This window comes from Pseudomonas sp. RG1 (assembly GCF_025910115.1).
Taxonomy (GTDB): domain Bacteria; phylum Pseudomonadota; class Gammaproteobacteria; order Pseudomonadales; family Pseudomonadaceae; genus Aquipseudomonas; species Aquipseudomonas atacamensis.
On the sequence record NZ_JAPCIK010000015.1, the window covers coordinates 71,635 to 96,724 of the forward strand.

Below are 25,090 nucleotides of genomic sequence, written 5' to 3' on the forward strand. Positions count from 1 at the left end.
ATCAGGAGTCAGAAATGAGCCAAGTCACTGTACGTTCCGTGGTCTATCAGATTGACGGCCAGGCCTATGAAGGTCGCCTGGCGTTCGACGCCGAGCACAAGGCTGCGCGCCCGGGTTTGCTGATGGCGCCGAACTGGATGGGCGTCAGCGCCGGTGCCGAAGACATTGCCAAAGCGGTAGCGGCCAAGGGTTACGTGGTGCTGATCGCGGATGTCTACGGCCAGAGCGTGCGTCCGCAGAACGCTGATGAGGCGCTGGCAGCGATGATGCCGCTCAAGGACGACCGCGCGCTGTTGCGCAAACGTCTGCAAGTGGCTTTCGAGCAATTGCAGAGCCAGGGCGAAGCCACGGTGGATACTTCGAAACTGGCGGTGTTCGGTTTCTGCTTCGGTGGTTGCTGTGCGCTGGACCTGGCCCGCACCGGCGCGCCGGTAAAAGCGGCGGTGTCGTTCCACGGCACGCTGGATTCGCCGAACCCGGCGGATGCGCAGAACATCAAGGGCTCGGTGCTGGTGCTGCATGGCGCATCCGATCCGTTGGTGCCGAAGGAGCAACTGCCAGCGTTCGAAGAGGAAATGAACGCGGCTAAGGTCGACTGGCAACTGCTCAGCTACGGCGGTGCGGTGCACTCGTTTACCGATCCGCATGCCAACGTACCGGGCAAGATGATGTACGACGAAAAGACCGCCAAGCGCGCGTTCAAGTCGATGCATGATCTGTTGGATGAAGTGTTCAACGATTAAAAGCGAAAAGCCCCTCACCCTAGCCCTCTCCCGGAGGGAGAGGGGACTGATTGGGGGGGCTCGGGAGTGGCGTCGACCTGAACGTGAATAGGCGAATCCATAATCGCCGAGATTTTTCAGGTCGATGTATAACGCAAGACACCTCACCCCAGCCCTCTCCCTCTGGGAGAGGGCTGGGGTGAGGGTAAGCGGCCTAGCGCGGTAGTTCTATCCGCTCGACTTCCCCCGGCACCGTCGGCCAATCCTTGGCCGCCCACTTGCGCCGTGCCTCATCAATCGCCGCCGGATCGCTTGCAACAAAATTCCAGTTGATCCGCCTCGGACCGTCCAGCGCCGCGCCGCCGAACACCACTGCGTGCACATCGCTTTCGGCAAACAGGCTCATCTCTTCGCCGGCTGGCAACACCACCAGCGCATGCGGCTCGATCGCCTCGCCATTCAACTGCGCATCACCGCTCAACACATACACCGCGCGTTCTTCATGCTCGGTCGGAATCAGCAATGTGGTCGCGGTCTGCATCTTCACTTCCGCATACAACGTAGGAGAAAGCACCGGCACCGGCGATTCCAGGCAAAAGCCTGACCCGGCAATCATGCGAATCTGCACGCCAAGGTTATCGCTGAGCGGCAACGTCGCTGCCGGGTGATGGCTGTAATGCCCCGGGCCCTGTTCGTGCGCCTTGGGCGAGGCCAGCCAGACTTGCAGGCCATGCAGGGTGAAGGTCTCGGCGAGCAGTGGCGCAGGCGTACGCTCGACGTGGGCGATGGCGCTGCCAGCGGTCATCCAGCTGACATCGCCGGCGCCGACCACTTGATCGGAGCCCAGACTGTCCTTGTGCTGCAATTGCCCTTCGAACAAGTAGGTGAGCGTCGACAGACCAATGTGCGGATGCTGTCGGATGTCCATACCTTTGCCCGTCGGATAAATCGTTTCGAGCATGTGGTCGAAAAACACGAAAGGCCCGACATTGCGGCATTTGGCTGACGGCAGCGGGCGCAGGATCGGCTGGCCTTCGACGTCTTCGGCGCGCGGGCGGATGATCAGGAGTGGCGTGTCCATGGTGCATTCCAGGCTGAGCGGGTGATGCCAGAAGCATAACCCGCCGCTGGCATCAGGAGGATTATTGGCTGTCGAAGCCTTGTGGTGAGTGAGTTTCGATGCTGACTTCGCTGGTGGTCATCAATTTGTGAATCGGGCAGCGATCGGCCACACGCAGCAGTTCCTCGCGCTGGGCGTCGGTGAGTACGCCTTTGAGCGTAAGGGTGACATGCAGGGCGTATTTGCCTTTCTGCTCCTGGCTGTTGTCGCGCTTTACCTCGACTCCCACGCCGGTCAGCGGGATGTCTTTTTTCTTCGCATACATCTTCACGGTCAGCGCTTTGCAGGCGCCCAGCGCAGCGTCGAAGTAATCGTGTGGCTCTGGCGCGGTGCCTTCACCTCCGGCGGTTTTCGGTACATCGGCAAACAATTCGTGGTCGTCGATCTGGACGGTGTGACGAAAACCTTCGGCAGAGACGGTATTGACGGTAACAGTCATGGAAACCTCACAGGCGGCAGGAAAAATCGTTCGATCAAAGCAGACCTTGCAGTTATAGAGCATTCCCGGCAGTGGGCGTTCCGCTTTTCGGCAGGGATGAACCCTTGTCGTTCGGGCGCGGTCTAGGCTATGCCCATCTGCCGGAGATTACTTGTGTCCTTGTCTCGTCTGAGTCTTGCCTGTCTGCTGCTGTTCGCTGGCAGCGCCAGTGCCCGCGAATACACCTACAGCGATGCGCACCTGCATTACGTGGATTTTTTCCAGGAAAGCGCCGGCATGCAGAAACTGCTCACGGCCATGAAGGACAATTCCATCGAGCACGTCATGATTTCCGGTATTCCCGTGGCGAAGAAATGGCATGAAGACGAACCCAAGCGCCCGCGTTATTACGCCGGCGATGACGCCGATGCCTATTGGTACAGCGCCACCGATGTGATCATTGCCGATGCGGTGCAGAAACTGGCGCCGGAGCAGCGCCAGTACTTTCATCCATTCCTGTCCGGCTTCAATCCCAATGACAAGAATTCCGCCGCGCACATTCAGCGCATGCTCGACCTGTACCCGGGACTTTGGCAGGGCATTGGCGAGGTGTTCACCCGGCACGATGACCTGACCGCGCTGACCTCCGGCGACACACCCCGGGCCAACAACGAGGCGATGACCAAGATCTATCACCTCGCCGCGGAAAATGATCTGCCGGTGATGCTGCATTCCAACATCACTTCCAAGCGTGAGAAAAATCCGCTGTACCTGAAGGAGGTCGAAGAGCCGCTGCGCAATCATCCGCACACGCGATTCATCTGGGCGCATGCCGGCACCAGCGCCGAGATCCATCGGCATCAAACGCAATTGCCTTTTCTCCTGCCGACCCTGACGCGCATGCTTGAGGCTTATCCAAATCTGTTTATCGACCTGTCGTGGAGCATGCTCACGCCGTACTTGCTGGACGAGCAGGGCAAGCCCCGCGCCGAATGGCTGGCGCTGGTGGAAAAGTATCCCGAGCGCTTCATGCTCGGCTCCGACGTGGTAGGACGGTTCAACAAACTCGGTCAGGAAATGCACAGCTACAAGCCGTTTCTCGATGCGCTGCCGGAAGCGGTGGCGCGCAAAGTCGCGCGGGATAACTTCCTGGCAATATTGCCGCGCAACACAGAAAAATCCGCTGCTCCGCGCTGAAACGTCAAAGCCACGGGTTCGGACTAGCCGCTCGTCTGCCTATCGCTTTTTCGTCTTACGCAATTTCAGGGCAATGCCGATACCTTCTAAAGCAACCCGCTGCAGGCTGATGCAGCGCTTTTGGAAGGAGCCAGAGTGATGAATATCCGTAGTCTCAATATTGCCCCGCGTGCCGGTCTCGGTTTTGGCCTGCTGGCCCTGATGGTGTTCGCCCTTGGCGCGTTCGCCTTGCTGCAAATGTCGAACATGCGTGCGCAGTCCGATGAAGTCGACAACAACTGGCTGCCAAGCGTGATGGCGGTGGGTGAGATGAGTCAGGACATGCTGCGCCTGCGCGCACTGACCATGCGCCTGTTACTCAACCGTGACCCCAAGGCACTGGAGCAGAATGTCGCCAAGCTCGACGAGCTGCGCAGTGGCTTGAGCGAAGCGCAGCAGCGTTATGACGGTCTGATCGTGCTGCCTGAAGAGCGCGTATTGTTCGAACGCTTCAAGGGCACCGAGCACAAATACCTTGAGCTTCAGGCACAAGTCCTACAGCTGTCGGCACAGAATCGGGTCGCTGAGGCTGCGACGATTCTCAATGATCAGATGAGCCCGCTGGCCGATGAAATCGCCGCCACTTTGCGTGAGCTGGTCGAGTTGAATAAACAGAATGCCGGTCTCGCCACTGAAGCAGCGCGCTTGGTCTTCAAGCAATCGCGGCTGTGGGTCGCAGTAATGATCGCCATGGCCGCGCTGATTACCGTCGGCCTGGCGTTGCTGCTGACGCGCAGCATTGTCGTGCCGTTGTCGCAATCGCTCAGCGTGGCCGAAGTGGTGGCCGGTGGGGATTTGACCGGTGACATTCACATCACTGGCAAAGACGAGCCGGCGCGCCTGCTGCAAGCGCTGAAAAGCATGCAGCACAATCTGCGCGACACGATCCGGCGCATTTCCGAGTCGTCGACCCAGTTGGCCTCGGCCGCCGAAGAACTCAGCAGCGTCACCGAAGATGCCACTCGCGGCTTGCATCAGCAAAGTCAGGAAATCGAACAGGCCGCCACTGCGGTCAACCAGATGACAGCAGCGGTGGAAGAGGTGGCGAACAACGCCGTGGCCACGTCCGAAGCTTCCCGCGAATCCGACCGCATCGCCCGGCAAGGGCGCGAGCAAGTGCAGCAGACGGTGACGTCGATCGAGTTTCTCGCCGGCGACGTCACCAACAATGCCGCGCAGGTCGAGGCGCTGGCGCAAAAGGTTCATGGCATCAGCAAAGTGCTGGACGTGATTCGCTCGATCGCCGAACAGACCAATCTGCTCGCCCTCAACGCCGCGATCGAAGCCGCGCGCGCCGGCGATGCCGGGCGTGGCTTTGCAGTGGTGGCGGATGAAGTGCGCGCGCTGGCGCATCGCACCCAGCAGTCGACCCAGGAAATCGAGCAGATGATCGGCGGGATCCAGCAGGGCACCGATTCGGCGGTTAGTTCGATGCAGCAGAGCAACTCAAGGGCGCGCTCGACCCTCGAGCTGGCGAAGAGCGCAGGCTCGGCCCTGGAGGAAATCGCCTCGGCGTTTACCTTGATCAATGAGCGCAACCTGGTCATCGCCAGTGCCTCGGAAGAGCAGGCAGCGGTGGCGCGCGAGGTGGATCGCAATCTGATGAATATTCGTGATCTGGCAATGCAGACATCGGCAGGGGCCAATCAGACCAGTGCGGCCAGTCAGGAATTGTCGAAGTTGGCGGTGGATCTGAACGGGATGGTGGCGCGGTTTTCGGTGTGAGTTTGACCTTCAAAAGCCCCTCACCCTAACCCTCTCCCGGAGGGAGAGGGGACTAATCCTGCGATGCTTTGGAATCCATATTCGACTCGGTTTCTCAGCTCGATGGTTAGCGGCAGACACCTCGGTCGGCTCCCTCTCCCTTGGGAGAGGGCTGGGGTGAGGGGTAGGGCCGCCGCGCAGTATCATCGAACAGATAAACAAAAGCCCCGCATTCGCGGGGCTCTTTGTTGTTGCGGTCGATCAGCTGCCTTTGACAGTCTTACCGTTGACCGTACCGTCCTGGAGCATGATGTTGTACTCCTTGCCGTCAGTCTCGACCTGTTGCAGACGCACCAGCAGGTAATCCCAGTCCTTGGCGAACCACAGCACGGTGATGCGCTTGCTTTGTGTCGGATCGCGCACGCGTTCGACCTTGATCGCGTCGATCTGCCCGGCCTTGGTGTCGACCTTTTCCGAACCCAGCACGCGGAAGTCGTAGGTATCGACTTCGCCATCATCAACCACCTGATAGCTCATGCTTTTCTTGCCGGCGGCAACGTCGTGCTGCAGCGCCAGTTGGTAGGTCGACTTGTCGACCATGCCACGGTTCAGCGGGATTTTCACCGCGTCGCCACGGTCGGTGCCGGTCACCAGTTTGTTGGCCCAGTCGAAGTCCAGATCAGCTTTTTTCGCTTTGCCCAGACCGCCACGTTCAAAGTGGTAGGACTGCGGCAGCAGCGTGTCCTTGTCCAGCTTCAGGGTGCTTTCTTCAGTCAGGCTGGCGATCATCATCGAGGCCTTGAAGCTGAGTTTCCAGACGCCGTTGGCTTCCTTCGTCAGGCTGCGTTCGGCAGTGCCGCTCATGGGCAGCTGCTTCCAGTCGGCGGTGTAGCTGGCGGAGAACGGTTGAAGGTCCGCTGCCTGCGCGAAGGGCAGGGCGAGCAGAGCGCAAGCGAAGAGCAGGGCGCGACGCATAATATCTCCTAGTGTCGAATCAAGTGGCCGCTGGCGGCGAGTAACTGGCCGTCGAGTAAAGCACCCTGGTCACCGAGTGTCAGCCTGCCTTCGGCAAACCAGCGTACTGCCATCGGGTAGATCAGGTGTTCCTGAACGTGGACTCGTTGCGCCAGACTCTGCGGCGTGTCGTGCAACTCTACCGGTAATACTGCTTGTACGACCAGTGGTCCGCCATCGAGTTCCTCGGTGACGAAGTGCACGGAGCAGCCATGTTCCGTGTCGCCGGCCTCCAGCGCGCGCTGATGAGTGTGTAACCCTTTGTATTTGGGCAGCAGCGACGGGTGTATGTTGAGCAGGCGACCCTGGTAGTGGCGCACGAAATCAGCGCTGAGAATGCGCATGAAGCCGGCCAGTACCACGAGTTTGGGGTTGAATTGGTCGATCAGTTCGATCAACGCGGCATCGAAGGCCTCGCGGCCCTCGAATGCCTTGTGATCCAGCGAGCGTGTGGCGATACCCGCGTCGCGGGCGCGTTGCAGGCCGTAGGCGTCGGCGCGGTTGGAAATCACCGCAGCGATGCGGACCGGGCTGTCGCCGGTCCGCGTGCTGTCGATCAGAGCCTGCAAGTTACTGCCGGTGCCGGACAACAGCACCACGACATCACAGGACTTTGGCATCAGTGAGCCTTGAGGTTCTTCAGCTCGACCTGCGCAGCGCCCTCGGCGGCCACGGCGATCTGACCGATGACCCAAGGCTGTTCGCCAGCGTCACGCAGGGTGTTCAGGGCCACTTCAACGTGCTCCTGAGCTACACAGATGACCATGCCGACGCCGCAGTTCAATACGCGGTGCATCTCGGTTTCATCAACGTTGCCTTTCTCTTGCAGCCAGTCGAACACGGCCGGGCGAGTCCAGCTGGCCACGTCAACCACTGCTTGCGCGCCTTTTGGCAACACGCGTGGGATGTTGTCGAGCAGGCCGCCACCGGTGATGTGGGCCATGGCCTTCACAGCGCCAGTGTCCTTGATCAGCTTGAGCAGTGGCTTGACGTAGATGCGGGTCGGGGCCATCAGCAGGTCGGTCAGCGGTTTGCCGTCGAGCTGAATGTTTTCGATGTCGGCGCCGGAGACTTCGATGATCTTGCGGATCAGCGAGTAGCCGTTGGAGTGCGGACCGGACGATGGCAGGGCGATCAGCGCGTCACCGGTGGCGACTTTCGAGCCATCGATGATTTCCGCCTTTTCCACGACGCCGACGCAGAAGCCGGCCAGGTCGTAGTCTTCGCCTTCATACATGCCTGGCATTTCAGCGGTTTCGCCGCCGACCAGCGAGCAACCCGACAGTTCGCAGCCAGCGCCGATGCCAGTGACAACCTGGGCAGCGGTGTCGACATTCAGTTTGCCGGTGGCGTAGTAGTCGAGGAAGAACAGCGGCTCGGCGCCGCACACCACCAGATCGTTGACGCACATGGCGACCAGGTCGATGCCGATGCTGTCGTGCTTGTTCAGGTTCAGCGCCAGACGCAGCTTGGTGCCGACGCCGTCGGTGCCGGAGACCAGCACTGGCTGCTTGTAGCCGGCCGGGATTTCGCAGAGGGCGCCGAAACCGCCCAGGCCGCCCATGACTTCCGGGCGCGCAGTGCGCTTGGCGACGCTCTTGATGCGTTCGACCAATGCTTCACCGGCGTCGATGTCTACACCGGCGTCCTTGTAGCTCAGGGAGGGTTGCTTGCTCATGATCCAGGCCTTTAGGGGAGGGGATTCAGGGGGTAACGACCGAGTTCAGCGGGAACATCGAACTCGATGGGCGATCGCCTCACGCGAGTTTCGAGGGGCCCGGCTGTTGCCGGTCTGCGAAGGCGCGCGATTTTATCAGGCTTGAGGGGCAGCGGCCATCCTCGCACCGACGGGCAGGGCCATATCGGCGGAAATTTTTTGCAATCGCAGGGTATGACTGCCTGTATAAGGTGTGGCGATTAACCGTCTATCGTTAGGACTGTGCAAAAACTTACCGCCACCGTGTGAATGTTTTGCCAGAGGTGGGGGTCACAGCCTTGCTCAAACGGTTCACGCGGCGTGTTCCAGCCGCTCCTGTCGACGGGAATTTTCCATGCGTTTTTGTAAATTGTTATTTGTAGGCTGCCTGACGCTGGTCAGCCTGGCGAGCCATGCCGAAAACCTCAAAGGCCTGTATCAGGTGCGTCAGCCGGTCAACGGCCAGGCGCCGCAAGAGCGCGATCGCGCCACGCAGGCGGCGCTCGATACCCTGGTGCTGCGCCTGACCGGCGACCCGAAAGCCGCGCAGAACCCGGGGCTGGCACCGATTCGCAAGGATCCGCAGCAAATCATCAGCCAGTTCGGTTTCGACGCGGGGCCACCGGAAGTGCTGAAAGTCGACTTCGATCCGGCAACCACCGAGCAGGCCTTGCGCCGGGCCGGGTTGCCGGTGTGGGGCGCCAGTCGACCGTCGATCCTCGGCTGGTGGCTGAACGATTCAACTGAAGGTGCGAGCCTGGTCGGTGACGGTCAGGCCGCAGCCGCAACGTTGCGCACGGCCGCACAACATCGCGGTTTGCCACTGCGTTTGCCACTGGCTGATCTCAGTGAGCAACTGGTCGCCACCGCACCGGCGCTGGAAAGCGCTGATCCCGCGCCTCTACGCAGTGCTTCGGAACGCTACAACGCTGACGCCTTGCTGGCGGTGCACGCGCGCGAAGAGGGCGGGCAGTGGCAGGCAAAATGGCGCTTGTGGCTCGGTGATCAGAAAGAGGCCGGCAGCGTACAGGGCGCCGATCAGGCAGCTGTCGCCGATGCGGTGATGCTGGCGGTGGCCGAGCGTCTGGCGCCGCGATTTGTCGCCAAGCCCGGCGCATCGGGTCAGCAGACCCTGGAAGTGCAGGGCATGAATCTGGAGCATTATGCGGCGCTGCTGCGGTTACTCGAACCGTTCGGCGTGCGTCTGCAAAGCGTGCAGGGTGATCGCATCGTCTACCGGGTCAATGGCAGCATCGATCAATTGCGCGCGCAATTGTCGCTGGCGAAGTTGCAGGAACTGCCGGCCGAAGCGCCGGCCCCGGTGGCGCCCGCCCAGCCAGCGGCGGATGGTACGCCTGCGGTCGCAGCGCCAACCCCGGCAGCGGCGCCGTCGTTGCGGTTTCGCTGGTAAGTCTTTCCTTATATAGAAGCATCAGGAGTGGTAAATGGCCGATACGCGGCGTTGGTTCTGGCTCGGTGGGGTAGTCCTGCTTTGCGCGTTTGTATGGTTGCTGCACCCGATCCTCACGCCGTTTCTGGTCGCGTTGTTGCTGGCTTATCTGTTCGACCCGCTGGTGGATCGTCTGGAGCGGCTCGGGCTGTCGCGAACTTGGGGCGTGATCGCCGTGTTTGCCTTGTTCACCTTGATCGTCACGGCGTTGATGCTGGTGCTGGTACCGATGCTCGCCAAGCAGTTGCTGCGTCTGTACGAGCTGGCGCCGCAGATGCTCGACTGGTTGCAGCACACCGCTGTGCCGTGGGCGCAAGCGAAACTGGGGCTGTCGGACGGCTTCTGGAAATTCGATAAGGTCAAAGCTGCGATCAGCGAGCACATGGGCCAGACCACCGACATCGTCGGCGTGGTGCTGAGTCAGGCGACGGCCTCGAGCCTGGCGCTGATCGGCTGGCTGGCAAACCTGGTGCTGATTCCGGTGGTGAGCTTCTACCTGCTGCGCGACTGGGACGTGATGATGGGCAAGATCCGCAGCCTGCTCCCACGTGATCGCGAAGAGCGCGTGGTTGCGCTGGCGGGCGAGTGCCACGAAGTGCTCGGCGCGTTCGTGCGCGGGCAGTTGCTGGTGATGGTTGCGTTGGGGGTGATCTACGCGGCTGGCCTGATGATCGTCGGTCTCGAGCTGGGGCTGTTGATCGGCCTGATTGCCGGGCTTGCGGCGATCGTGCCGTACATGGGTTTTGTCATCGGCATTGGCGCGGCGCTGATCGCAGGATTGTTCCAGTTCGGTGGCGATCTGTACCCGATGGTCGGGATTGTCGCGGTGTTCATGGTCGGTCAGGCACTGGAAGGCATGGTATTGACGCCGCTGCTGGTCGGGGATCGCATCGGCCTGCACCCGGTGGCGGTGATCTTCGCGATCCTTGCTGGCGGCGAGCTGTTCGGTTTCACCGGCGTTCTGCTGGCGTTGCCGGTGGCGGCGGTGATCATGGTGCTGGTGCGTCATGTCCACGACTTGTATAAGGATTCCGGGATCTACAGCGGCGTCGACGAACCCGAGCTGTGATGCGAGGGCCAGCCCGGCGCTTGGCCGGGCTGCCCCGTTTCGTTCGAGCGAGGGCGCCAGAGAATCTGTCATCAAACCGCTGCGTCAACGCAAACCTTTGATTTTGCTTGGGGTCTGTCGCATTGTGCGCTCAGCCTCACGGGTATAAACTTCGCCAACTTTACACAGAGGCCACTAACGGTTCCTTTGAGAACTGTTCAGTCAGCATGAAACCGATTCAGCTGCCCCTAGGTGTGCGTCTGCGTGACGACGCCACCTTCATCAACTACTACCCAGGCGCCAATGCCGCTGCACTCGGCTATGTCGAGCGTCTCTGCGAAGCCGACGCCGGGTGGACGGAGAGCTTGATCTACCTGTGGGGCAAGCACGGCGTCGGGCGCACGCATCTGTTGCAGGCCGCGTGCCTGCGCTTCGAGCAGATGGGCGAACCGGCGGTGTATCTGCCGCTGGCCGAGTTGATGGACCGCGGCGTGGAAATCCTCGACAACCTTGAACAGTACGAACTGGTCTGCCTGGATGACTTGCAGGTGATTGCTGGTAAGGCGGACTGGGAAGAGGCGATGTTTCATCTGTTCAATCGTCTGCGTGACAGCGGCCGGCGCCTGCTGATCGCCGCGTCCACTTCGCCGCGCGAATTGCCAGTGAAGCTGGCCGATCTGAAATCCCGCCTGACCCTGGCGCTGATCTTCCAGATGCGTCCACTTTCTGATGAAGACAAATTGCGTGCGCTGCAATTGCGCGCATCCCGTCGCGGTCTGCACCTGACCGATGAAGTCGGGCACTTCATTCTCACTCGCGGCACGCGGAGCATGAGCGCGCTGTTCGATCTCCTCGAGCAGCTTGATCAGGCTTCCTTGCAAGCGCAACGCAAGCTGACCATTCCCTTCCTCAAGGAAACTCTGGGCTGGTAGTAGTGGGCTTTTGCCAGCTTTCAGGCGCCAGAAAACCCGCGTCCTTGCGCCGATTCACCGGCCAGACGAGTTACGCGCTTAGATGTAAGCGCGAAACCGGGAAGTCACATAAAGTTCGATTGAATTTGCAAATGAGGACGATAGCGGGCATAGTCTCGGCTTCTTTACAACTATCAGCCACGGTCGTGCCCATGCTAAAGCGCTTCGCACCCCTCGTGCCTCTCGCACTCGTTACCCTGTTATTCGGTTGTGCTGCTCATTCTCCGGTTCAAGAGCCGCCGCAACAGGTCAAGAATTCTGCTACCGCCCAGTCTTCCGTTATTTACCAGGAAGAGCTGGACACTGAAAAAGAACTCAACCAGTTCAACGGCAGCAAGCCTTATCAGCTTCCTGTACTGGCTGACAGCATCCTCGAACGCGGCATGTCCCTGATCGGTACCCGTTACCGTTTCGGCGGTACCTCTGAAGCCGGCTTCGATTGCAGCGGTTTCATCGGTTACCTGTTCCGCGAAGAGGCGGGCATGAACCTGCCGCGCTCGACTCGCGAAATGATCAACGTTGATGCGCCGCTGGTTTCGCGCAGCAACCTTGAGCCGGGTGATCTGCTGTTCTTCGCCACCAATGGTCGTCGCGGTCGTGTCAGTCACGCCGGTATCTACCTGGGTGACAACCAGTTCATTCACTCCAGCAGTCGTCGCAGCGGCGGTGTTCGCATCGACAGCCTGGGTGACAGCTACTGGAGCAAGACTTTCATCGAAGCCAAGCGCGCACTCGCCATGGCGCCGACCGTGGTCACCGCTCGCAAGTAAACTGCATGTCGCTGCGTTCGCGGCGACAAAACGGCACGGCAATGGAGTAGACCTAAACTTTACAAGGTGAAGTTAAAGTCTTACTTGAAGTTTGCCGCGTAGCCGCTAGAATCCTGAATCTATATTGATGGCAAACCGCCTGCGTGATGACGCAGGCGGTTTTGTTTCTGTCCATTCGGCAGAGAAAGCCGCAGCCAGATCAGGATGTTCTGCTTATGACGATGTCGGCCCGCCTCACCTTGATCCTTTGCGCCGCGCTGCTCAGCGCCTGCGCCAGCCGCACACCGCCGCCAGCCCCCGTGGTTCGCGCGCCGATCGTGTTCGCTCCCTCCCAGGCTTTTTCCCCCGTTGCTGAAGACGTGCTGTTCCGCGCCCTCGGCCTGGTCGGCACGCCGTATCGCTGGGGCGGCAACACGCCAGATTCCGGTTTCGATTGCAGTGGTCTGATCGGTTTCGTCTACCGCGACGCGGCGGGAATTTCGCTGCCACGCTCGACCCGCGAAATGATCGTCATGCAGGCGCCGAATGTCGGCAAGGAAGGCTTGCAGACCGGCGACCTGATTTTCTTCGCCACCAATGGCGGCTCGCAGGTCAGTCATGCGGGGATTTACGTCGGCGAGGGTCGCTTCGTGCATGCACCGGCCACGGGCGGCACGGTCAAGCTCGATAGCCTGTCGAAGGCTTATTGGCAGAAGGCGTATCTGAGCGCCAAGCGAGTGTTGCAGCCGGGGCAGCTGGCGCATAACCCGTAGTAAAAATCGCATACATTCTAATGTGGGAGCGAGCCTGCTCGCGAAAGCGGTGTATCAGCCAATTCAATGGAGGTTGACACTACGCATTCGCGAGCAGGCTCGCTCCCACAGTTGTTTCAAGTCACATTCAACATCACTTCGTGGCCGACACACGCCACACTTTGTTCCCGACATCATCCGCCACCAGCAAGCCACCTTGCTGATCGATGACCACGCCCACTGGGCGGCCCAGCGCGTTCTCGTCCTTGTCGAGGAAACCGGTCAGCACATCTACCGGTTGCCCGGTCGGCTTGCCGCCAGTGAACGGCACGAAAATCACCTTGTAGCCACTGTGCGGTTTGCGGTTCCACGAGCCGTGCTGGCCAATGAATGCGCCTTCCTTGAATTGCGCCGGCAGGCTGTTGCCCTCGGCGAAAGTCAGACCCAAGGATGCGGTGTGTGGGCCGACAGCGTAATCCGGCGCGATGGCCTTGGCCACCAGATCAGGATTCTGCGGTTTGACCCGCACATCGACGTGCTGGCCGTAGTAGCTGAACGGCCAGCCATAGAAGCCGCCGTCCTTGACCGAGGTTATGTAGTCCGGCACCAGATCGCTGCCGATTTCGTCACGCTCGTTGACCGCTGTCCACAATGCGCCGCTGGTAGGTTCCCAGGCGAGGCCGTTGGGGTTGCGAATGCCCGAAGCAAAGATCCGATGATTGCCGGTCGCACGATCGACTTCCCAGATCGCCGCGCGGCCTTCTTCCTGATCCAGACCGTTTTCGCCAACGTTACTGTTCGAGCCGACGGTGACGTAGAGCTTGTTGCCGTCTTTGCTGGCGATGACGTTCTTGGTCCAGTGGTGATTCAGCGTGCCGCCGGGCAAGTCGACGACTTTGATCGGTTGGGTCTTGATCTCGGTGGCGCCCGGCTCGTAGTTGAAGCGCAGCAGGCGGTCGGTGTCGGCTACGTACAAATCGTTGCCGACGAGCGTCATGCCAAACGGCGAGTTGAGGTTCTGCAGGAACACCGTACGGGTTTCTGCGACGCCATCGTGGTCGGCATCACGCAACAGGGTGATGCGGTTCGGGCTGGGCACGCCGGCGCCGGCCTTGCCCATGACTTTCTTCATCACCCAGCCACGAATGCCTTTGCTGTCATCGGGCTTGGGCGGCGCGTTGGTTTCCGCCACCAACACATCGCCGTTGGGCAGTACATAGAGCCAGCGCGGGTGATCGAGGCCTTCGGCAAACGCCGCGACCTGGGTGCCGGCCGCTGCGGTCGGTTTCGCGCCGTCCGGCCAGCCCACCGCCGGGGCGATGTTCACTGTCGGGATCAGCGTCTTGTTCGGTTCGGGCAGTTTCGGTGACGGACCGGTGCCGTCGGAGACTTGCAGGCTGGAGGTTTCACCGCAGGCAGCGAGCCCGCCAGCGACGGCGATGATAAGAGCGAGTGGGGCCTTGCGCATTGCTGATCTTCCCTATGAATGCATTCCTAAACATAGAGGAGGGCGCAGGCCCGATGGTTCAACTGCTCAGCCGCGGGCTTCCTTGAACAGCACGGCGATGCCCGGATGATAGTTGCCCGCGTCGCTGTGCAATTTGCGATAGGCGTAGGGGAAATACCAGGCCACGGCGCAGGTGTGTTCCTTTTGCAGGTCGTCAACCATGTCCTGCAATTCTTCGGGGCTGGCGCTGTGCTGAGGTTTTTGCGGAGCAACAAAGAGGCAGCCGAGCTTGAGATCGCTGGCGTAGCTGATGCGCTTGGCATCGACGGTGATGTCGAGCAGGGCCTGGGTCAGGTTGAGGTTGTTGACCCGTGGCCAGCGTTGCGTGGCCTGAATGAATGCGCGGTCTTCGGCGCCGGCAATCAACAGATCGGCGCGGGCATTGCGTTCGCCTTCTTCGTTCTGTTTGCGCGTGGCGGTGTCGTTCAGCGTGACCATTTCAGCCATCCACGCCGCTGCCGCGAGCAGGCCGAGATTGGCTTTTTCGTCGTGCCAGTACGGCGTGTCGTTGTCGCCGCGAACGGTGTTGTAGCGATCGATACAGTCAAACCAGCGTTCCAGCACCGGGCGCAGGAATTCCAGGCGCGGGTTGCTGATGATCATGCCTTGCATCGTCGTCATCCTTATTGTTGTAGTGGGCTTTTTTGGAAAAAGCATGGCTCTTTGATATCACTTGTCACAGTCTGGCACAAGATTGCCGCTGCACATTTGATCAGCGGCAGTTATTCGCGCGCAAAGCGCCTCTTCAATTGACGCTCCACCCCCAACCCTCTAACCTTCGCCGCTTGTTTCAGGTGCTCTGTGGCCCCGCGTCGACAGAGTGAAACAGGGAAGCCGGTGAGGGTGGTCTTCAAGCGAAGCCACGACGATCCCGGCGCTGCCCCCGCAACGGTAAATGAGTGAAAACTGCGCCTTGAGCCACTGCCTCGAAAGAAGCGGGAAGGCGCGCAGTCCGGCGAAACGCCGCTCATGAGCCCGGAGACCGGCCTGATCATCTCAGCGGCATCACGGTGGGCGATGCCAGGCTTTTTGCCGTCTATTCTTGTGCCTGCCCGCCGTTATCCAGCCTCAACGGAGAGCTCCCCCCATGACTGATTCCCCCGAGCGTGACGAACGCCATCTGGCGCGCATGCAGCGCAAGAAAGCCGTGATCGACGAACGCATCGCCAACTCGCCCGACGAATGTGGCCTGGTGCTGGTGCTGACCGGCAACGGCAAAGGCAAGAGCAGCTCGGCATTCGGCATGCTCGCCCGCGCAATGGGCCACGGCATGCAGTGCGGCGTGGTGCAGTTCATCAAGGGCCGCAACAGCACTGGCGAAGAATTGTTTTTCCGCCGCTTTCCCGAGCAGGTGCGTTTCCACGTCATGGGCGAAGGCTTCACCTGGGAAACCCAGGATCGTCAGCGCGACATCGCCGCGGCGACCGCCGCTTGGGAAGTCTCCCGCGAATTGTTGCGCGACCCTTCGATCGGTCTGGTGGTGCTCGACGAATTGAACATCGCCCTCAAGCACGGCTACCTCGATCTCGATCAGGTGCTCAGCGATTTGCAGGCGCGTCCGCCGATGCAACACGTGGTGGTCACCGGTCGCGGCGCCAAGCCGGAAATGATCGAGATGGGCGACACGGTCACCGAGATGGGCATGCTCAAGCACGCCTTCCAGGCCGGGATCAAAGCGCAGAAAGGCGTCGAACTTTGAAGCAACCACGTCACTGCCCGGCGGTGTTGATCGCCGCGCCGGCCTCCGGTCAGGGCAAGACCACCGTCACCGCTGCACTCGCCCGTTTGCATCGCAACCAGGGGCGCAAGGTGCGCGTATTCAAATGCGGGCCGGACTTTCTCGACCCGATGATCCTCGAGCGCGCCAGCGGTGCGCCGGTGTATCAACTGGACATGTGGATGGTCGGCGAGCAGGAAAGTCGCCGCCTGTTGTGGGAAGCCGCCGCCGAGGCTGATCTGATTCTGATTGAAGGCGTGATGGGCCTGTTCGACGGCACGCCATCCAGCGCTGATCTGGCGCGCCACTTCGGTGTGCCGGTGCTCGGCGTGATCGACGGCACCGCCATGGCGCAGACCTTTGGCGCCTTGGCGCTGGGCCTGGCGAAGTATCAGCCGGACTTGCCGTTCGCTGGCGTGCTGGCCAACCGCGTCGGCACCTTGCGCCATGCGCAATTGCTCGAAGGCAGCCTCACCGAAGGTCTGCGCTGGTACGGTGCGCTGTCCCGCGAAACCGGTATCGAATTGCCGAGCCGCCACCTCGGCCTGGTTCAGGCCAGCGAATTGAATGATCTGGATCTGCGCCTCGACGCGGCCGCCGATGCGCTGGCCAGCAGTTGCGAGGTCGCGCTGCCACCCGCCGTTGAATTCGCCGCGCCTGACCTCATCGCCGCAGAGCCTCTATTAAAAGGTGTGCGCATCGCCGTTGCCCGCGATGAAGCCTTTGCCTTCACCTATGGCGCCAGTCTCGATCTGCTGCGGGCGATGGGCGCCGAACTGCAGTTTTTCTCGCCGATTCGCGACACCCGATTGCCCGAGGCGGACAGCCTGTATCTGCCGGGCGGTTATCCGGAACTGCATCACGTCGCGCTGGCGCAAAACGCCTCAATGCTGGCGGCGATCCGCGCGCACCATGCGGCGGGCAAGCCGTTGCTCGCCGAGTGTGGCGGAATGCTTTATCTACTGGATTCGCTGACCGACGTGGAAGGCACCCGTGCTGAGCTGGTCGGTTTGCTCAAGGGCGAGGCGGTGATGCAGAAGCGTCTCGCGGCGTTGGCGTTGCAGGCGGTTGAGCTGCCGGAAGGTTCCTTGCGGGGGCATACCTATCACCATTCGCTGACCACCACCGAGCTGACGCCGATTGCCCGTGGGCTGAGTCCCAATGGCGGGCGCGGCGCTGAGGCGGTTTATCGCGAGGGGCGGATGACGGCTTCCTATGTGCACTTTTATTTCCCGTCGAATCCTGTGGCTGTCGCTGCGCTGTTTGCGCCCGGCCTTGAGACCGCCATCGCTGGCAAGCCAGCTCCCACAGGGGATTGCGTTTCGTCAGGTATTGCACCGCCCACTGTGGGAGCTGGCTTGCCAGCGATGGGGCCATGACCGACAACACATTCTCCGAAGCCGAACGCGCAGCGGTCTACAAGGCCATCGCCGAACGCCGCGACATGCGCCACTTCACCGGCGGCAGCGTCGAGCCGCAGCTGCTGCGCCGTCTGCTCGAGGCCGCTCATCAAGCGCCGAGCGTCGGCCTGATGCAGCCGTGGCGCTTCATCCGCATCAGCGATCGCGCTCTGCGCGGGCAGATCCGCGATCTGGTGGAAGAAGAGCGCATCCGCACCGCCGAGGCCCTCGGCGAGCGCAGCGATGAGTTCATGCAGCTCAAGGTCGAAGGCATCAACGATTGCGCAGAAGTGCTGGTCGCGGCGCTGATGGATGATCGCGAAAAGCACATCTTCGGTCGGCGCACGTTGCCGGAAATGGACATGGCCTCGTTGTCCTGCGCGATCCAGAACCTGTGGCTGGCCTCCCGTGCCGAGGGCCTGGGCATGGGCTGGGTCTCGCTGTTCGAACCGCAAGCCTTGGCGGATTTGCTCAAGTTGCCGGCCGGTGCCAAGCCGCTGGCGGTGTTGTGTCTGGGCCCGGTCAGGGAATTCTATCCGGCGCCGATGCTGGTGCTTGAAGGCTGGGCGCAGGCGCGGCCGCTCAACGAGTTGCTGTACGAAAATTATTGGGGAGTGAGTCAATGAGTGTGGCGTTGCTGAGTGTCGCCGCGGTAGCGCTGGATGCGCTGCTCGGTGAACCGAAACGCTGGCATCCGCTGGTGGCGTTCGGCAATTTTGCCGGGCGCATCGAGCAACGCTTCAACGCCGGCGGTCGTGGCTGGCGCAGCCATGGCGTGACCGCGTGGGTTATCGCGGTACTGCCGCTGACCTTGCTCGCCACCGCATTTTCCTGGGCGCCCTATGTCGGCTGGCTTATCGAGATTCTCGCGCTGTATTGCGCCCTCGGCATGCGCAGCCTCGGCGAGCATGTCGCGCCGGTCGCGGCTGCGTTACGCGCCGATGATCTGGACGAGGCACGCAAGCGCGTCGGCTATCTGGTCAGCCGCCAGACCAATGAACTGGACAGCAACGCCGTGGCCCGCGCCGCCACCGAGTCGGTGCTGGAGAACGGCAGCGATGCAGTGTTCGCTGCGCTGTTCTGGTTTGTCGTCGCCGGCGCTCCGGGCGTGGTCCTGTATCGCTTGAGCAATACCCTTGATGCGATGTGGGGTTATCGCAACGAACGCTTCGAGCGTTTCGGTTGGGCGGCGGCGAAAATCGACGACGTGTTGAACTACATTCCTGCGCGTCTGGTGGCATTGACCTACGCGCTACTGGGCAAAACCCGCCTCGCGCTCAAATGCTGGCGCACCCAGGCGCCGCAGTGGGACAGCCCCAACGCCGGCCCGGTGATGGCGGCTGGTGCCGGTGCGCTGGGCGTCGAGTTGGGTGGCCCGGCGATCTATCACGGCGAACTGCATGAGCGCCCGCAACTGGGCGAAGGTGCGCCGGCCGATGCTGATTCCATCGACCGTGGCTGGCAATTGGTCCAGCGCGGCGTATGGTTGTGGCTGCTGATGCTTTGCCTGGGGGCGGAATTTTATGCTTGAGCACGGTGGCCGGTTGCGCAAGGCTGCACTCGATTACGGGATTGCCGAAGCCGACTGGCTCGACCTGTCCAGCGGCCTCGCGCCATGGCCGTTCCCGATCCCGGAAATCCCGCTACGCGCCTGGGCGCGCTTGCCGGAAACCGATGACGGTCTGGAACAGGCCGCCTGCGATTACTACGGTGCCGCGCAGGTGCTGCCGGTCGCCGGCTCGCAAATGGCCATCCAGTTGCTGCCGCGTCTGCGCCGGGCCGGCAAGGTCGGCGTGTTGTCGCCGTGCTATGCCGAGCATGCCGAAGCGTGGCGGCGCAGCGGTTACATTGTCCGTGAAGTGCTCGAGCAGGAAGTCGAATTCTTTCTCGACAGTCTTGATGTGCTGGTGGTGGTCAATCCGAACAACCCGACCGGCCTCAGCCTGACCCCGGCGCGCCTGCTCGACTGGCATGCGCGGCTGGCGCAACGCGGCGGCTGGCTGGTGGTCGATGAAGCGTTCATGGACAACACGCCGCAACTGAGCCTGGCGCCCTATGCGCATCAGGTCGGGCTGGTGGTGTTGCGTTCGTTCGGCAAGTTTTTCGGTCTGGCCGGGGTGCGCCTCGGTTTCGTTCTGGGCGAGCGCAAGTTGCTCAAACTGCTCGCCGAACAGGTCGGGCCGTGGGCGGTGAGCGGGCCGACGCGGGTGCTCGGTACGGCGTGCCTGCAAGACACCGAGGGCCATACCCGTCAGCGGATTCGCAGCGATGAAGCGAGCGAACGGCTGGCGGCGTTGCTGACACGTTGCGGTTTTGCACCGCAGGGCGGCTGCGCGCTGTTTCAGTGGCTGATCACCGAGCACGCCGAAGCGCTGCACGAATTCCTCGCCCGGCGCGGCATCCTCCTGCGCCTGTTCAGCCACAACAGCAGTGTGCGTTTCGGCCTGCCGGCCGATGCCGCGCAAGAGTTGCGCCTCGAACAGGCTTTGCAAGCTTTCACCAAGGACAATCCATGACCACGCTGATGGTGCAAGGCACCACGTCCGATGCTGGCAAAAGCACTCTGGTGACGGCGTTGTGCCGCTGGGCCACCCGCCAGGGTGTGGCGGTGGTGCCGTTCAAACCGCAGAACATGGCGCTCAACAGCGCAGTCACCGCTGACGGCGGCGAGATCGGCCGCGCGCAGGCAGTGCAGGCGCAAGCGGCCGGTCTCGAGCCGCACACCGACATGAACCCGGTGCTGCTCAAGCCCAACAGCGACACCGGCGCGCAAGTGATCATTCATGGCCGCGCGGTGACGACGATGAACGCCGTCGCCTATCACGATTACAAGGCCATCGCGATGCAAGCGGTGCTCGCCTCGCACGAGCGACTCAGCGCTGCGTATCCGCTGGTAATGGTCGAAGGCGCCGGTTCGCCGGCGGAGATCAATCTGCGCGCCGGCGACATTGCCAACATGGGCTTTGCCGAGGCGGTGGATTGCCCGGTGCTGCTGATCGCCGACATCAATCGCGGCGGCGTGTTTGCGCATTTGGTCGGCACCCTGGAATTGCTTTCACCGAGCGAACAGGCGCGGGTCAAAGGCTTCATCATCAACCGCTTTCGCGGCGATATCGCCTTGCTGCAACCGGGCCTCGACTGGCTGGAACAACGCACCGGCAAACCGGTGGTCGGCGTGTTGCCGTACGTGATGGACCTGCACCTTGAAGCCGAGGACGGCATCGACCAACGCCAGATCGACAAGGCCGAGCAGGTGTTGAAAGTGGTGGTGCCGGTGCTGCCGCGCATCAGCAATCACACCGACTTCGACCCGCTGCGTCTGCACCCGCAGGTGGATCTGCAATTCGTCGGCCCGGGCCAGGCGATTCCCGCCGCCGACCTGATCATCCTGCCGGGCTCGAAAAGCGTGCGCAGTGATCTGACTTATCTGCGCGCCAACGGCTGGGACGCGGCGATCAATCGGCATCTGCGCTACGGCGGCAAGGTGCTGGGGATTTGCGGCGGTCTGCAGATGCTCGGTGAGCAAGTACACGATCCGCTTGGGCTGGAAGGCGCTGCCGGCTCCAGCGCGGGGCTGGGTCTGCTGGCGTTCGAAACACAGCTCGAAGCCGACAAGCAATTGCGCAACGTGCGCGGGCGGCTGGCGTTGGAAAGCGCCGCAGTCAGCGGTTACGAAATTCATGCTGGCGTAACCAGCGGACCGGCACTGGAAAACCCGGCGGTGCATCTGGACGACGGTCGTTGCGATGGTGCGCAAAGTGCCGATGGTCAGGTGTTCGGCACCTATCTGCATGGCTTGTTCGAATCCCCCGAGGCGAGCGCGGCGTTGCTGCGCTGGGCCGGGTTGAGTGATGTGCAGGAAGTCGATTACCACGGCTTGCGCGAACGCGACATCGAGCGGCTGGCGGATCTGGTGGAGAAGCATCTGGATACCGGGCTGTTGCGGCAGCTCTGCGGGATTTGAGTTGTCTGGACTGGCCTCTTCGCGAGTAGGCTCGCTCCCACAGGGAGACGCGATCAACCGTGGGAGCGAGCTTGCTCGCGAAGGGGGCGGCTGCCTTACCACACATTTTTGGATGAACCCATGCTCCAACTGATCCTCGGCGGCGCCCGCTCCGGCAAGAGTCGTCTGGCGGAAAAACTCGCCAGCGACAGCCATCTGGCGGTCACCTACATCGCCACCAGTCAACCGCTGGACGGCGAAATGAATCAACGCGTCGCCCATCATCGCGCACGTCGCCCGGTCGAATGGGCGTTGATCGAAGAGCCGCTGGAACTGGCCCGCGTGCTGCGCGAATCCGCCGGCGCCGAGCGCTGCCTGCTGGTCGATTGCCTGACCCTGTGGCTGACCAATCTGCTCATGCTCGACGACACCGAACGTCTCGCCGCCGAGCGTGAAGCCTTGCTCGATTGCCTGGCGTCGTTGCCGGGTGAAATCATTTTTGTCAGCAACGAGACCGGAATGGGTGTCGTGCCGCTGGGCGAATTGACCCGCCGCTATGTCGATGAAGCCGGTTGGCTGCATCAAGCTCTGGCCGAGCGCTGTCAGCGAGTTGTCCTGACCGTCGCCGGCCTGCCCCTGACTTTGAAAGGACCTGCGTTATGAGCCCGACCTGGTGGCTGAACCCGTGCAAAACCGTGAACCCGGACATCATCGCGCAAGCGACCGAGCGCCAGCAGCAACTGACCAAACCGGCCGGTTCGCTGGGGCGCCTTGAATCGGTGGCCGTGCAACTGGCCGGTCTGCAAGGTCAGCTCAAGCCAACGCTGGATCAAGTCTGGATCGCGATTTTCGCTGGCGACCATGGCGTGGTAGCCGAAGGCGTATCGGCTTATCCGCAGGAAGTCACCGGGCAGATGCTGCTCAACTTTGTCAGCGGCGGCGCGGCGATCAGCGTGCTGGCGCGTCAGCTCGGTGCGCAACTGGAAGTGGTCGATCTGGGCACGGTGAATCCGGCGCTGAATCTGCCCGGCGTGCGCCATCTGAACATTGGCGCGGGAACGGAGAACTTCGCTCAGGGCGCAGCAATGACTCAGGCGCAGGGCGAATCGGCCTTGCAGGCCGGTCGCGACAGCGTCTTGCGCGCGAAAGCCGCCGGCACCCAGTTGTTCATCGGCGGCGAGATGGGCATCGGCAATACCACGGCGGCCAGTGCGCTGGCCTGTGCCTTGCTCGATTGCCCGGTGGCGCACCTCACCGGTCCCGGCACCGGGCTGAATGCCGCTGGCGTCAGCCACAAGGCGCAAGTGATCGAACGCGCGCTGGCGCTGCATGCCGCGCAGCGTGGCGACGCCTTGCAGACGCTATTCAATGTCGGCGGTTTCGAGATTGCCGCGTTGGTCGGCGCTTATCTGGCCTGCGCGCAGGAAGGCATTGCGGTGCTGGTCGACGGCTTCATCTGCACGGTCGCCGCGCTGGTCGCGGTGCGCTTGAGTCCGGCCTGTCGCCAGTGGCTGTTGTTCGGCCATCGCGGTGCCGAGCCAGGCCATCGTCATGTGCTGGAAACCTTGAGCGCCGAGCCGCTGCTCGAGCTCGGCCTGCGTCTGGGCGAGGGCAGTGGCGCGGCGTTGGCAGTGCCGTTGTTGCGTCTGGCCTGTGACCTGCACGGGCAAATGGCGACGTTCGCCGAAGCAGCCGTGGCGGATCGCCCGGCATGAGCCTGCGCCTGGATCTGCTGCGCCATGGCGAAACGGAACTCGGCGGCGGCTTGCGCGGCAGCCTCGACGATGCTCTGACCGCAAACGGCTGGACGCAGATGCGTGCGGCGGTGGTCGACGGCGGGCCGTGGGATCGTATCGTCAGTTCGCCATTGCAGCGCTGCGCGCGCTTCGCTGCTGAACTCGGCGAGCAACTGAACCTGTCCGTGCATCTGGACAAGGATCTGCAGGAACTGCATTTCGGCGCGTGGGAAGGGCAGAGCGCGGCGGCGTTGATGGAAACGGATGCCGAAGCGCTGGGGCTGTTCTGGGCTGATCCCTATGGCTTCACGCCACCGCAGGGGGAGCCGGTCAGCGCGTTTTCCGCACGGGTTTTGGCGGCAGTTGCGCGGTTGCATGCGGCTTACGCCGGTGAACGGATTCTGCTGGTCAGCCACGGCGGCGTGATGCGTTTGTTGTTGGCGCAGGCCCGAAGTTTGCCCCGCGATCAACTGCTCAATGTCGAGGTCGGCCACGGCGCGCTGTTTGCGCTAACGGTCGCTGCGGACGGCGCGCTCAAGGAAGGTCACTGAGATGTTGCCGCTGTGGATCGCCTTGCAGTTTCTCAGCAGCCTGCCGATTCGCCTCCCGGGCATGCCCGAGCCGCAACAGCTCGGCCGTTCGCTGCTGTTTTATCCGCTGGTGGGATTTCTGTTCGGGCTGATCCTCTTCGCGTTGAATCTGTTGTTGGCCAGCGCGCCGATGTTGCTGCATGCGGCGCTGTTGCTGACCGTGTGGGTATTGCTCAGCGGCGCGCTGCATCTCGATGGCCTGGCCGACAGCGCCGATGCCTGGCTCGGCGGTTTTGGTGATCGCGAGCGCACGCTGACGATCATGAAAGATCCGCGCAGCGGGCCGATTGCGGTGGTCACGCTGGTGCTGGTGTTGTTGCTCAAATTTGCCGCGCTGCTGGCACTGATCGAACAAGGGCATACCCTGGCGCTGATCATCGTGCCGTTGCTTGGGCGAGCGGCGCTGTTGGGGTTGTTTCTGACTACGCCGTATGTGCGTGCGGGTGGCTTGGGTCAGGCACTGGCCGACCATCTGCCGCGCAGAGCGGGGTGGTGGGTGCTGGGGGGGAGTGCGCTGGGCTGCGTGTTGATCGCGGGTATCGGCGCGGTGCTGATTTCGCTGGTTGGGTTTGTCTGGCTGCGGCGATTGATGATGCGGCGGTTGGGTGGGACTACCGGGGACACGGCGGGGGCGTTGCTGGAATTGCTGGAGATGGGGGTGTTGGTGGGGCTCGCTTTGGTCTGAAGGATTTGCGGAGATGATGCCGGCCCCTTCGCGGGCAGGCTCGCTCCCACCTTCGAAATGCAATCCCCTGTGGGAGCGAGCCTGCTCGCGAAGGCGGCCTCACCGGCAACGATGATGTGCAGAGTAAACTCATCTGTAACTTGATTTAACACACTCGCGGGTATATACACGCATCATGCTTCCTTCTCAGTGTTTGTGCACCAACCTGCGTCGCGCCGCGCGTGGCGTCAGCAGGCATTACGACTGCGCTCTCGATGGCTTCGGGATCAACGTTGCCCAGTATTCTCTGCTGTGCAATCTGCAGCGGCTGGAGCAACCGAGCATTTCCGAACTGGCAGAGGCCATGGGCCTGGATCGCAGCACCTTGGGGCGCAACCTGCGCGTGCTCGAGGGCGAAGGTCTGGTGACGCTGGCCGAAGGCGAGGACATGCGCAACCGTATCGTGCGCCTCACCGAAACCGGCGTGCAGCGCCTGGCAGCAGCATTGCCGGCGTGGGAAGCGGCGCAACAGCGGCTGATCGACCGTCTCGGTGCCGAGAAGCGCGAAACTTTGCTCAAACTGCTCGACGAACTGGCCTGACGACGGTTTTTTCGCGCTCAAGCGGGTATATACCCGCGACTGGAGAATAACA

26 protein-coding genes and 1 riboswitch are annotated in these 25,090 nt (G+C 62.0%); of the genes, 19 read left to right on the forward strand and 7 right to left on the reverse strand.

The annotated features are described in order from the left end of the window. The first annotated feature begins 14 nt into the window (after positions 1-14). A complete protein-coding gene (locus OK411_RS09305; RefSeq protein ID WP_217879557.1) occupies positions 15-743 on the forward strand; it encodes a dienelactone hydrolase family protein in 729 nt (242 codons plus the stop codon). Between the two features lie 193 nt (positions 744-936). Here the strand turns inward: OK411_RS09305 and OK411_RS09310 are convergent, their stop codons facing one another. Beyond that, on the reverse strand, positions 937-1,803 hold the full coding sequence (locus tag OK411_RS09310; RefSeq protein WP_136492225.1) for a pirin family protein: 867 nt from the start codon (positions 1,801-1,803) through the stop codon (positions 937-939). 61 nt (positions 1,804-1,864) lie between these two features. Beyond that, positions 1,865-2,281, reverse strand: a complete 417-nt coding sequence (locus OK411_RS09315) for an OsmC family protein (RefSeq protein WP_110601156.1) — start codon at positions 2,279-2,281, stop codon at positions 1,865-1,867. 129 nt (positions 2,282-2,410) lie between these two features. Between OK411_RS09315 and OK411_RS09320 the strand changes: the two genes are divergently transcribed. Both OK411_RS09320 and OK411_RS09325 read left to right on the forward strand, forming a co-directional pair. Then, positions 2,411-3,457: an amidohydrolase family protein gene (locus OK411_RS09320; protein ID WP_136492226.1), complete on the forward strand. Its 1,047-nt coding sequence runs from the start codon at positions 2,411-2,413 to the stop codon at positions 3,455-3,457. Positions 3,458-3,595: 138 nt separating this feature from the next. Continuing rightward, a complete protein-coding gene (locus tag OK411_RS09325; protein ID WP_024012161.1) occupies positions 3,596-5,221 on the forward strand; it encodes a methyl-accepting chemotaxis protein in 1,626 nt (541 codons plus the stop codon). A gap of 240 nt (positions 5,222-5,461) precedes the next feature. On the opposite strand, the gene OK411_RS09330 is transcribed toward OK411_RS09325, so the two are convergent. Genes OK411_RS09330 through purM form a run of 3 tightly spaced genes read right to left on the reverse strand, consistent with a single transcriptional unit; the run spans position 5,462 to position 7,892 of the window. Next, positions 5,462-6,175 carry a DUF3108 domain-containing protein gene (locus OK411_RS09330; RefSeq protein WP_016773693.1) on the reverse strand — a complete coding sequence of 238 codons (714 nt, stop codon included), beginning with the start codon at positions 6,173-6,175 and terminating at the stop codon, positions 5,462-5,464. An 8-nt stretch (positions 6,176-6,183) separates the two neighbouring features. After that, entirely contained in the window at positions 6,184-6,834 is a 651-nt protein-coding gene (purN, locus tag OK411_RS09335; RefSeq protein WP_016773694.1) for a phosphoribosylglycinamide formyltransferase, read from the reverse strand. Beyond that, a complete protein-coding gene (gene purM, locus OK411_RS09340) occupies positions 6,834-7,892 on the reverse strand; it encodes a phosphoribosylformylglycinamidine cyclo-ligase (protein ID WP_024012163.1) in 1,059 nt (352 codons plus the stop codon). Before purM ends, purN begins: the two co-directional genes overlap by 1 nt. Before the next feature lie 373 nt (positions 7,893-8,265). Here purM and OK411_RS09345 point away from each other — a divergent pair, with 373 nt between their 5' ends. The 5 genes from OK411_RS09345 to OK411_RS09365 all read left to right on the forward strand — a co-directional run bounded on the left by OK411_RS09345 (position 8,266) and on the right by OK411_RS09365 (position 12,901). Then, on the forward strand, positions 8,266-9,321 hold the full coding sequence (locus OK411_RS09345; RefSeq protein ID WP_264364766.1) for a DUF2066 domain-containing protein: 1,056 nt from the start codon (positions 8,266-8,268) through the stop codon (positions 9,319-9,321). Between the two features lie 34 nt (positions 9,322-9,355). Further along, complete coding sequence (locus tag OK411_RS09350; protein WP_095180755.1) at positions 9,356-10,429, forward strand: AI-2E family transporter; 1,074 nt, start codon at positions 9,356-9,358, stop codon at positions 10,427-10,429. A 206-nt stretch (positions 10,430-10,635) separates the two neighbouring features. Next, positions 10,636-11,340 carry a DnaA regulatory inactivator Hda gene (gene hda, locus OK411_RS09355; RefSeq protein ID WP_007919828.1) on the forward strand — a complete coding sequence of 235 codons (705 nt, stop codon included), beginning with the start codon at positions 10,636-10,638 and terminating at the stop codon, positions 11,338-11,340. 191 nt (positions 11,341-11,531) lie between these two features. Next, positions 11,532-12,149, forward strand: coding sequence for a C40 family peptidase (locus tag OK411_RS09360; protein WP_016773699.1), 618 nt, complete (start codon positions 11,532-11,534; stop codon positions 12,147-12,149). A 215-nt stretch (positions 12,150-12,364) separates the two neighbouring features. Further along, the gene (locus OK411_RS09365) at positions 12,365-12,901 is read left to right on the forward strand and encodes a C40 family peptidase (RefSeq protein WP_041479547.1); all 537 of its coding nucleotides are present in this window, start codon (positions 12,365-12,367) and stop codon (positions 12,899-12,901) included. Between the two features lie 133 nt (positions 12,902-13,034). Here the strand turns inward: OK411_RS09365 and OK411_RS09370 are convergent, their stop codons facing one another. Together OK411_RS09370 and OK411_RS09375 are read right to left on the reverse strand one after the other, a co-directional pair. Continuing rightward, the gene (locus tag OK411_RS09370; protein WP_024012166.1) at positions 13,035-14,348 is read right to left on the reverse strand and encodes a PQQ-dependent sugar dehydrogenase; all 1,314 of its coding nucleotides are present in this window, start codon (positions 14,346-14,348) and stop codon (positions 13,035-13,037) included. A gap of 66 nt (positions 14,349-14,414) precedes the next feature. Then, positions 14,415-14,999, reverse strand: coding sequence for a hypothetical protein (locus tag OK411_RS09375; RefSeq protein ID WP_073472682.1), 585 nt, complete (start codon positions 14,997-14,999; stop codon positions 14,415-14,417). Positions 15,000-15,162: 163 nt separating this feature from the next. Continuing rightward, positions 15,163-15,393: riboswitch (cobalamin riboswitch) on the forward strand. An 81-nt stretch (positions 15,394-15,474) separates the two neighbouring features. Here OK411_RS09375 and cobO point away from each other — a divergent pair. The 11 genes from cobO (at position 15,475) to OK411_RS09430 (ending at position 25,038) form a co-directional block, all read left to right on the forward strand. After that, a complete protein-coding gene (gene cobO / locus OK411_RS09380; RefSeq protein WP_016773703.1) occupies positions 15,475-16,086 on the forward strand; it encodes a cob(I)yrinic acid a,c-diamide adenosyltransferase in 612 nt (203 codons plus the stop codon). Further along, entirely contained in the window at positions 16,083-17,483 is a 1,401-nt protein-coding gene (locus OK411_RS09385; protein ID WP_123442811.1) for a cobyrinate a,c-diamide synthase, read from the forward strand. The genes cobO and OK411_RS09385 overlap by 4 nt, the downstream gene beginning before the upstream one ends. Continuing rightward, complete coding sequence (gene bluB, locus OK411_RS09390; RefSeq protein ID WP_130912555.1) at positions 17,480-18,130, forward strand: 5,6-dimethylbenzimidazole synthase; 651 nt, start codon at positions 17,480-17,482, stop codon at positions 18,128-18,130. The genes OK411_RS09385 and bluB overlap by 4 nt, the downstream gene beginning before the upstream one ends. Further along, on the forward strand, positions 18,127-19,035 hold the full coding sequence (gene cbiB / locus OK411_RS09395) for an adenosylcobinamide-phosphate synthase CbiB (protein ID WP_136492233.1): 909 nt from the start codon (positions 18,127-18,129) through the stop codon (positions 19,033-19,035). Before bluB ends, cbiB begins: the two co-directional genes overlap by 4 nt. Then, positions 19,028-20,020, forward strand: a complete 993-nt coding sequence (gene cobD, locus OK411_RS09400; protein WP_264364767.1) for a threonine-phosphate decarboxylase CobD — start codon at positions 19,028-19,030, stop codon at positions 20,018-20,020. The genes cbiB and cobD overlap by 8 nt, the downstream gene beginning before the upstream one ends. Beyond that, complete coding sequence (locus tag OK411_RS09405) at positions 20,017-21,468, forward strand: cobyric acid synthase (RefSeq protein ID WP_264364768.1); 1,452 nt, start codon at positions 20,017-20,019, stop codon at positions 21,466-21,468. Before cobD ends, OK411_RS09405 begins: the two co-directional genes overlap by 4 nt. A gap of 120 nt (positions 21,469-21,588) precedes the next feature. Beyond that, positions 21,589-22,110 (forward strand): bifunctional adenosylcobinamide kinase/adenosylcobinamide-phosphate guanylyltransferase, encoded by a 522-nt coding sequence (cobU, locus tag OK411_RS09410; RefSeq protein ID WP_130902176.1) that lies wholly within the window; start codon positions 21,589-21,591, stop codon positions 22,108-22,110. Continuing rightward, the gene (gene cobT, locus OK411_RS09415; protein ID WP_264364769.1) at positions 22,107-23,162 is read left to right on the forward strand and encodes a nicotinate-nucleotide--dimethylbenzimidazole phosphoribosyltransferase; all 1,056 of its coding nucleotides are present in this window, start codon (positions 22,107-22,109) and stop codon (positions 23,160-23,162) included. Before cobU ends, cobT begins: the two co-directional genes overlap by 4 nt. Then, positions 23,159-23,734 (forward strand): alpha-ribazole phosphatase family protein, encoded by a 576-nt coding sequence (cobC, locus tag OK411_RS09420; protein ID WP_264364770.1) that lies wholly within the window; start codon positions 23,159-23,161, stop codon positions 23,732-23,734. The genes cobT and cobC overlap by 4 nt, the downstream gene beginning before the upstream one ends. Position 23,735: 1 nt before the next feature. Continuing rightward, positions 23,736-24,458: an adenosylcobinamide-GDP ribazoletransferase gene (locus OK411_RS09425; protein WP_264364771.1), complete on the forward strand. Its 723-nt coding sequence runs from the start codon at positions 23,736-23,738 to the stop codon at positions 24,456-24,458. 175 nt (positions 24,459-24,633) lie between these two features. Then, complete coding sequence (locus tag OK411_RS09430) at positions 24,634-25,038, forward strand: MarR family winged helix-turn-helix transcriptional regulator (protein WP_264364772.1); 405 nt, start codon at positions 24,634-24,636, stop codon at positions 25,036-25,038. The last annotated feature ends 52 nt before the right edge of the window (positions 25,039-25,090 follow it).

Coding starts and splice junctions, on each gene's coding strand:
- OK411_RS09305 (WP_217879557.1), top strand. CDS start 15: ATGAGCCAAGTCACTGTACGTTCCGTGGTCTATCAGATTGACGGCCAG.
- OK411_RS09310 (WP_136492225.1), bottom strand. CDS start 1,803: ATGGACACGCCACTCCTGATCATCCGCCCGCGCGCCGAAGACGTCGAA.
- OK411_RS09315 (WP_110601156.1), bottom strand. CDS start 2,281: ATGACTGTTACCGTCAATACCGTCTCTGCCGAAGGTTTTCGTCACACC.
- OK411_RS09320 (WP_136492226.1), top strand. CDS start 2,411: ATGCCCATCTGCCGGAGATTACTTGTGTCCTTGTCTCGTCTGAGTCTT.
- OK411_RS09325 (WP_024012161.1), top strand. CDS start 3,596: ATGAATATCCGTAGTCTCAATATTGCCCCGCGTGCCGGTCTCGGTTTT.
- OK411_RS09330 (WP_016773693.1), bottom strand. CDS start 6,175: ATGCGTCGCGCCCTGCTCTTCGCTTGCGCTCTGCTCGCCCTGCCCTTC.
- purN (WP_016773694.1), bottom strand. CDS start 6,834: ATGCCAAAGTCCTGTGATGTCGTGGTGCTGTTGTCCGGCACCGGCAGT.
- purM (WP_024012163.1), bottom strand. CDS start 7,892: ATGAGCAAGCAACCCTCCCTGAGCTACAAGGACGCCGGTGTAGACATC.
- OK411_RS09345 (WP_264364766.1), top strand. CDS start 8,266: ATGCGTTTTTGTAAATTGTTATTTGTAGGCTGCCTGACGCTGGTCAGC.
- OK411_RS09350 (WP_095180755.1), top strand. CDS start 9,356: ATGGCCGATACGCGGCGTTGGTTCTGGCTCGGTGGGGTAGTCCTGCTT.
- hda (WP_007919828.1), top strand. CDS start 10,636: ATGAAACCGATTCAGCTGCCCCTAGGTGTGCGTCTGCGTGACGACGCC.
- OK411_RS09360 (WP_016773699.1), top strand. CDS start 11,532: ATGCTAAAGCGCTTCGCACCCCTCGTGCCTCTCGCACTCGTTACCCTG.
- OK411_RS09365 (WP_041479547.1), top strand. CDS start 12,365: ATGACGATGTCGGCCCGCCTCACCTTGATCCTTTGCGCCGCGCTGCTC.
- OK411_RS09370 (WP_024012166.1), bottom strand. CDS start 14,348: ATGCGCAAGGCCCCACTCGCTCTTATCATCGCCGTCGCTGGCGGGCTC.
- OK411_RS09375 (WP_073472682.1), bottom strand. CDS start 14,999: ATGCAAGGCATGATCATCAGCAACCCGCGCCTGGAATTCCTGCGCCCG.
- cobO (WP_016773703.1), top strand. CDS start 15,475: ATGACTGATTCCCCCGAGCGTGACGAACGCCATCTGGCGCGCATGCAG.
- bluB (WP_130912555.1), top strand. CDS start 17,480: ATGACCGACAACACATTCTCCGAAGCCGAACGCGCAGCGGTCTACAAG.
- cbiB (WP_136492233.1), top strand. CDS start 18,127: ATGAGTGTGGCGTTGCTGAGTGTCGCCGCGGTAGCGCTGGATGCGCTG.
- cobD (WP_264364767.1), top strand. CDS start 19,028: ATGCTTGAGCACGGTGGCCGGTTGCGCAAGGCTGCACTCGATTACGGG.
- OK411_RS09405 (WP_264364768.1), top strand. CDS start 20,017: ATGACCACGCTGATGGTGCAAGGCACCACGTCCGATGCTGGCAAAAGC.
- cobU (WP_130902176.1), top strand. CDS start 21,589: ATGCTCCAACTGATCCTCGGCGGCGCCCGCTCCGGCAAGAGTCGTCTG.
- cobT (WP_264364769.1), top strand. CDS start 22,107: ATGAGCCCGACCTGGTGGCTGAACCCGTGCAAAACCGTGAACCCGGAC.
- cobC (WP_264364770.1), top strand. CDS start 23,159: ATGAGCCTGCGCCTGGATCTGCTGCGCCATGGCGAAACGGAACTCGGC.
- OK411_RS09425 (WP_264364771.1), top strand. CDS start 23,736: ATGTTGCCGCTGTGGATCGCCTTGCAGTTTCTCAGCAGCCTGCCGATT.
- OK411_RS09430 (WP_264364772.1), top strand. CDS start 24,634: ATGCTTCCTTCTCAGTGTTTGTGCACCAACCTGCGTCGCGCCGCGCGT.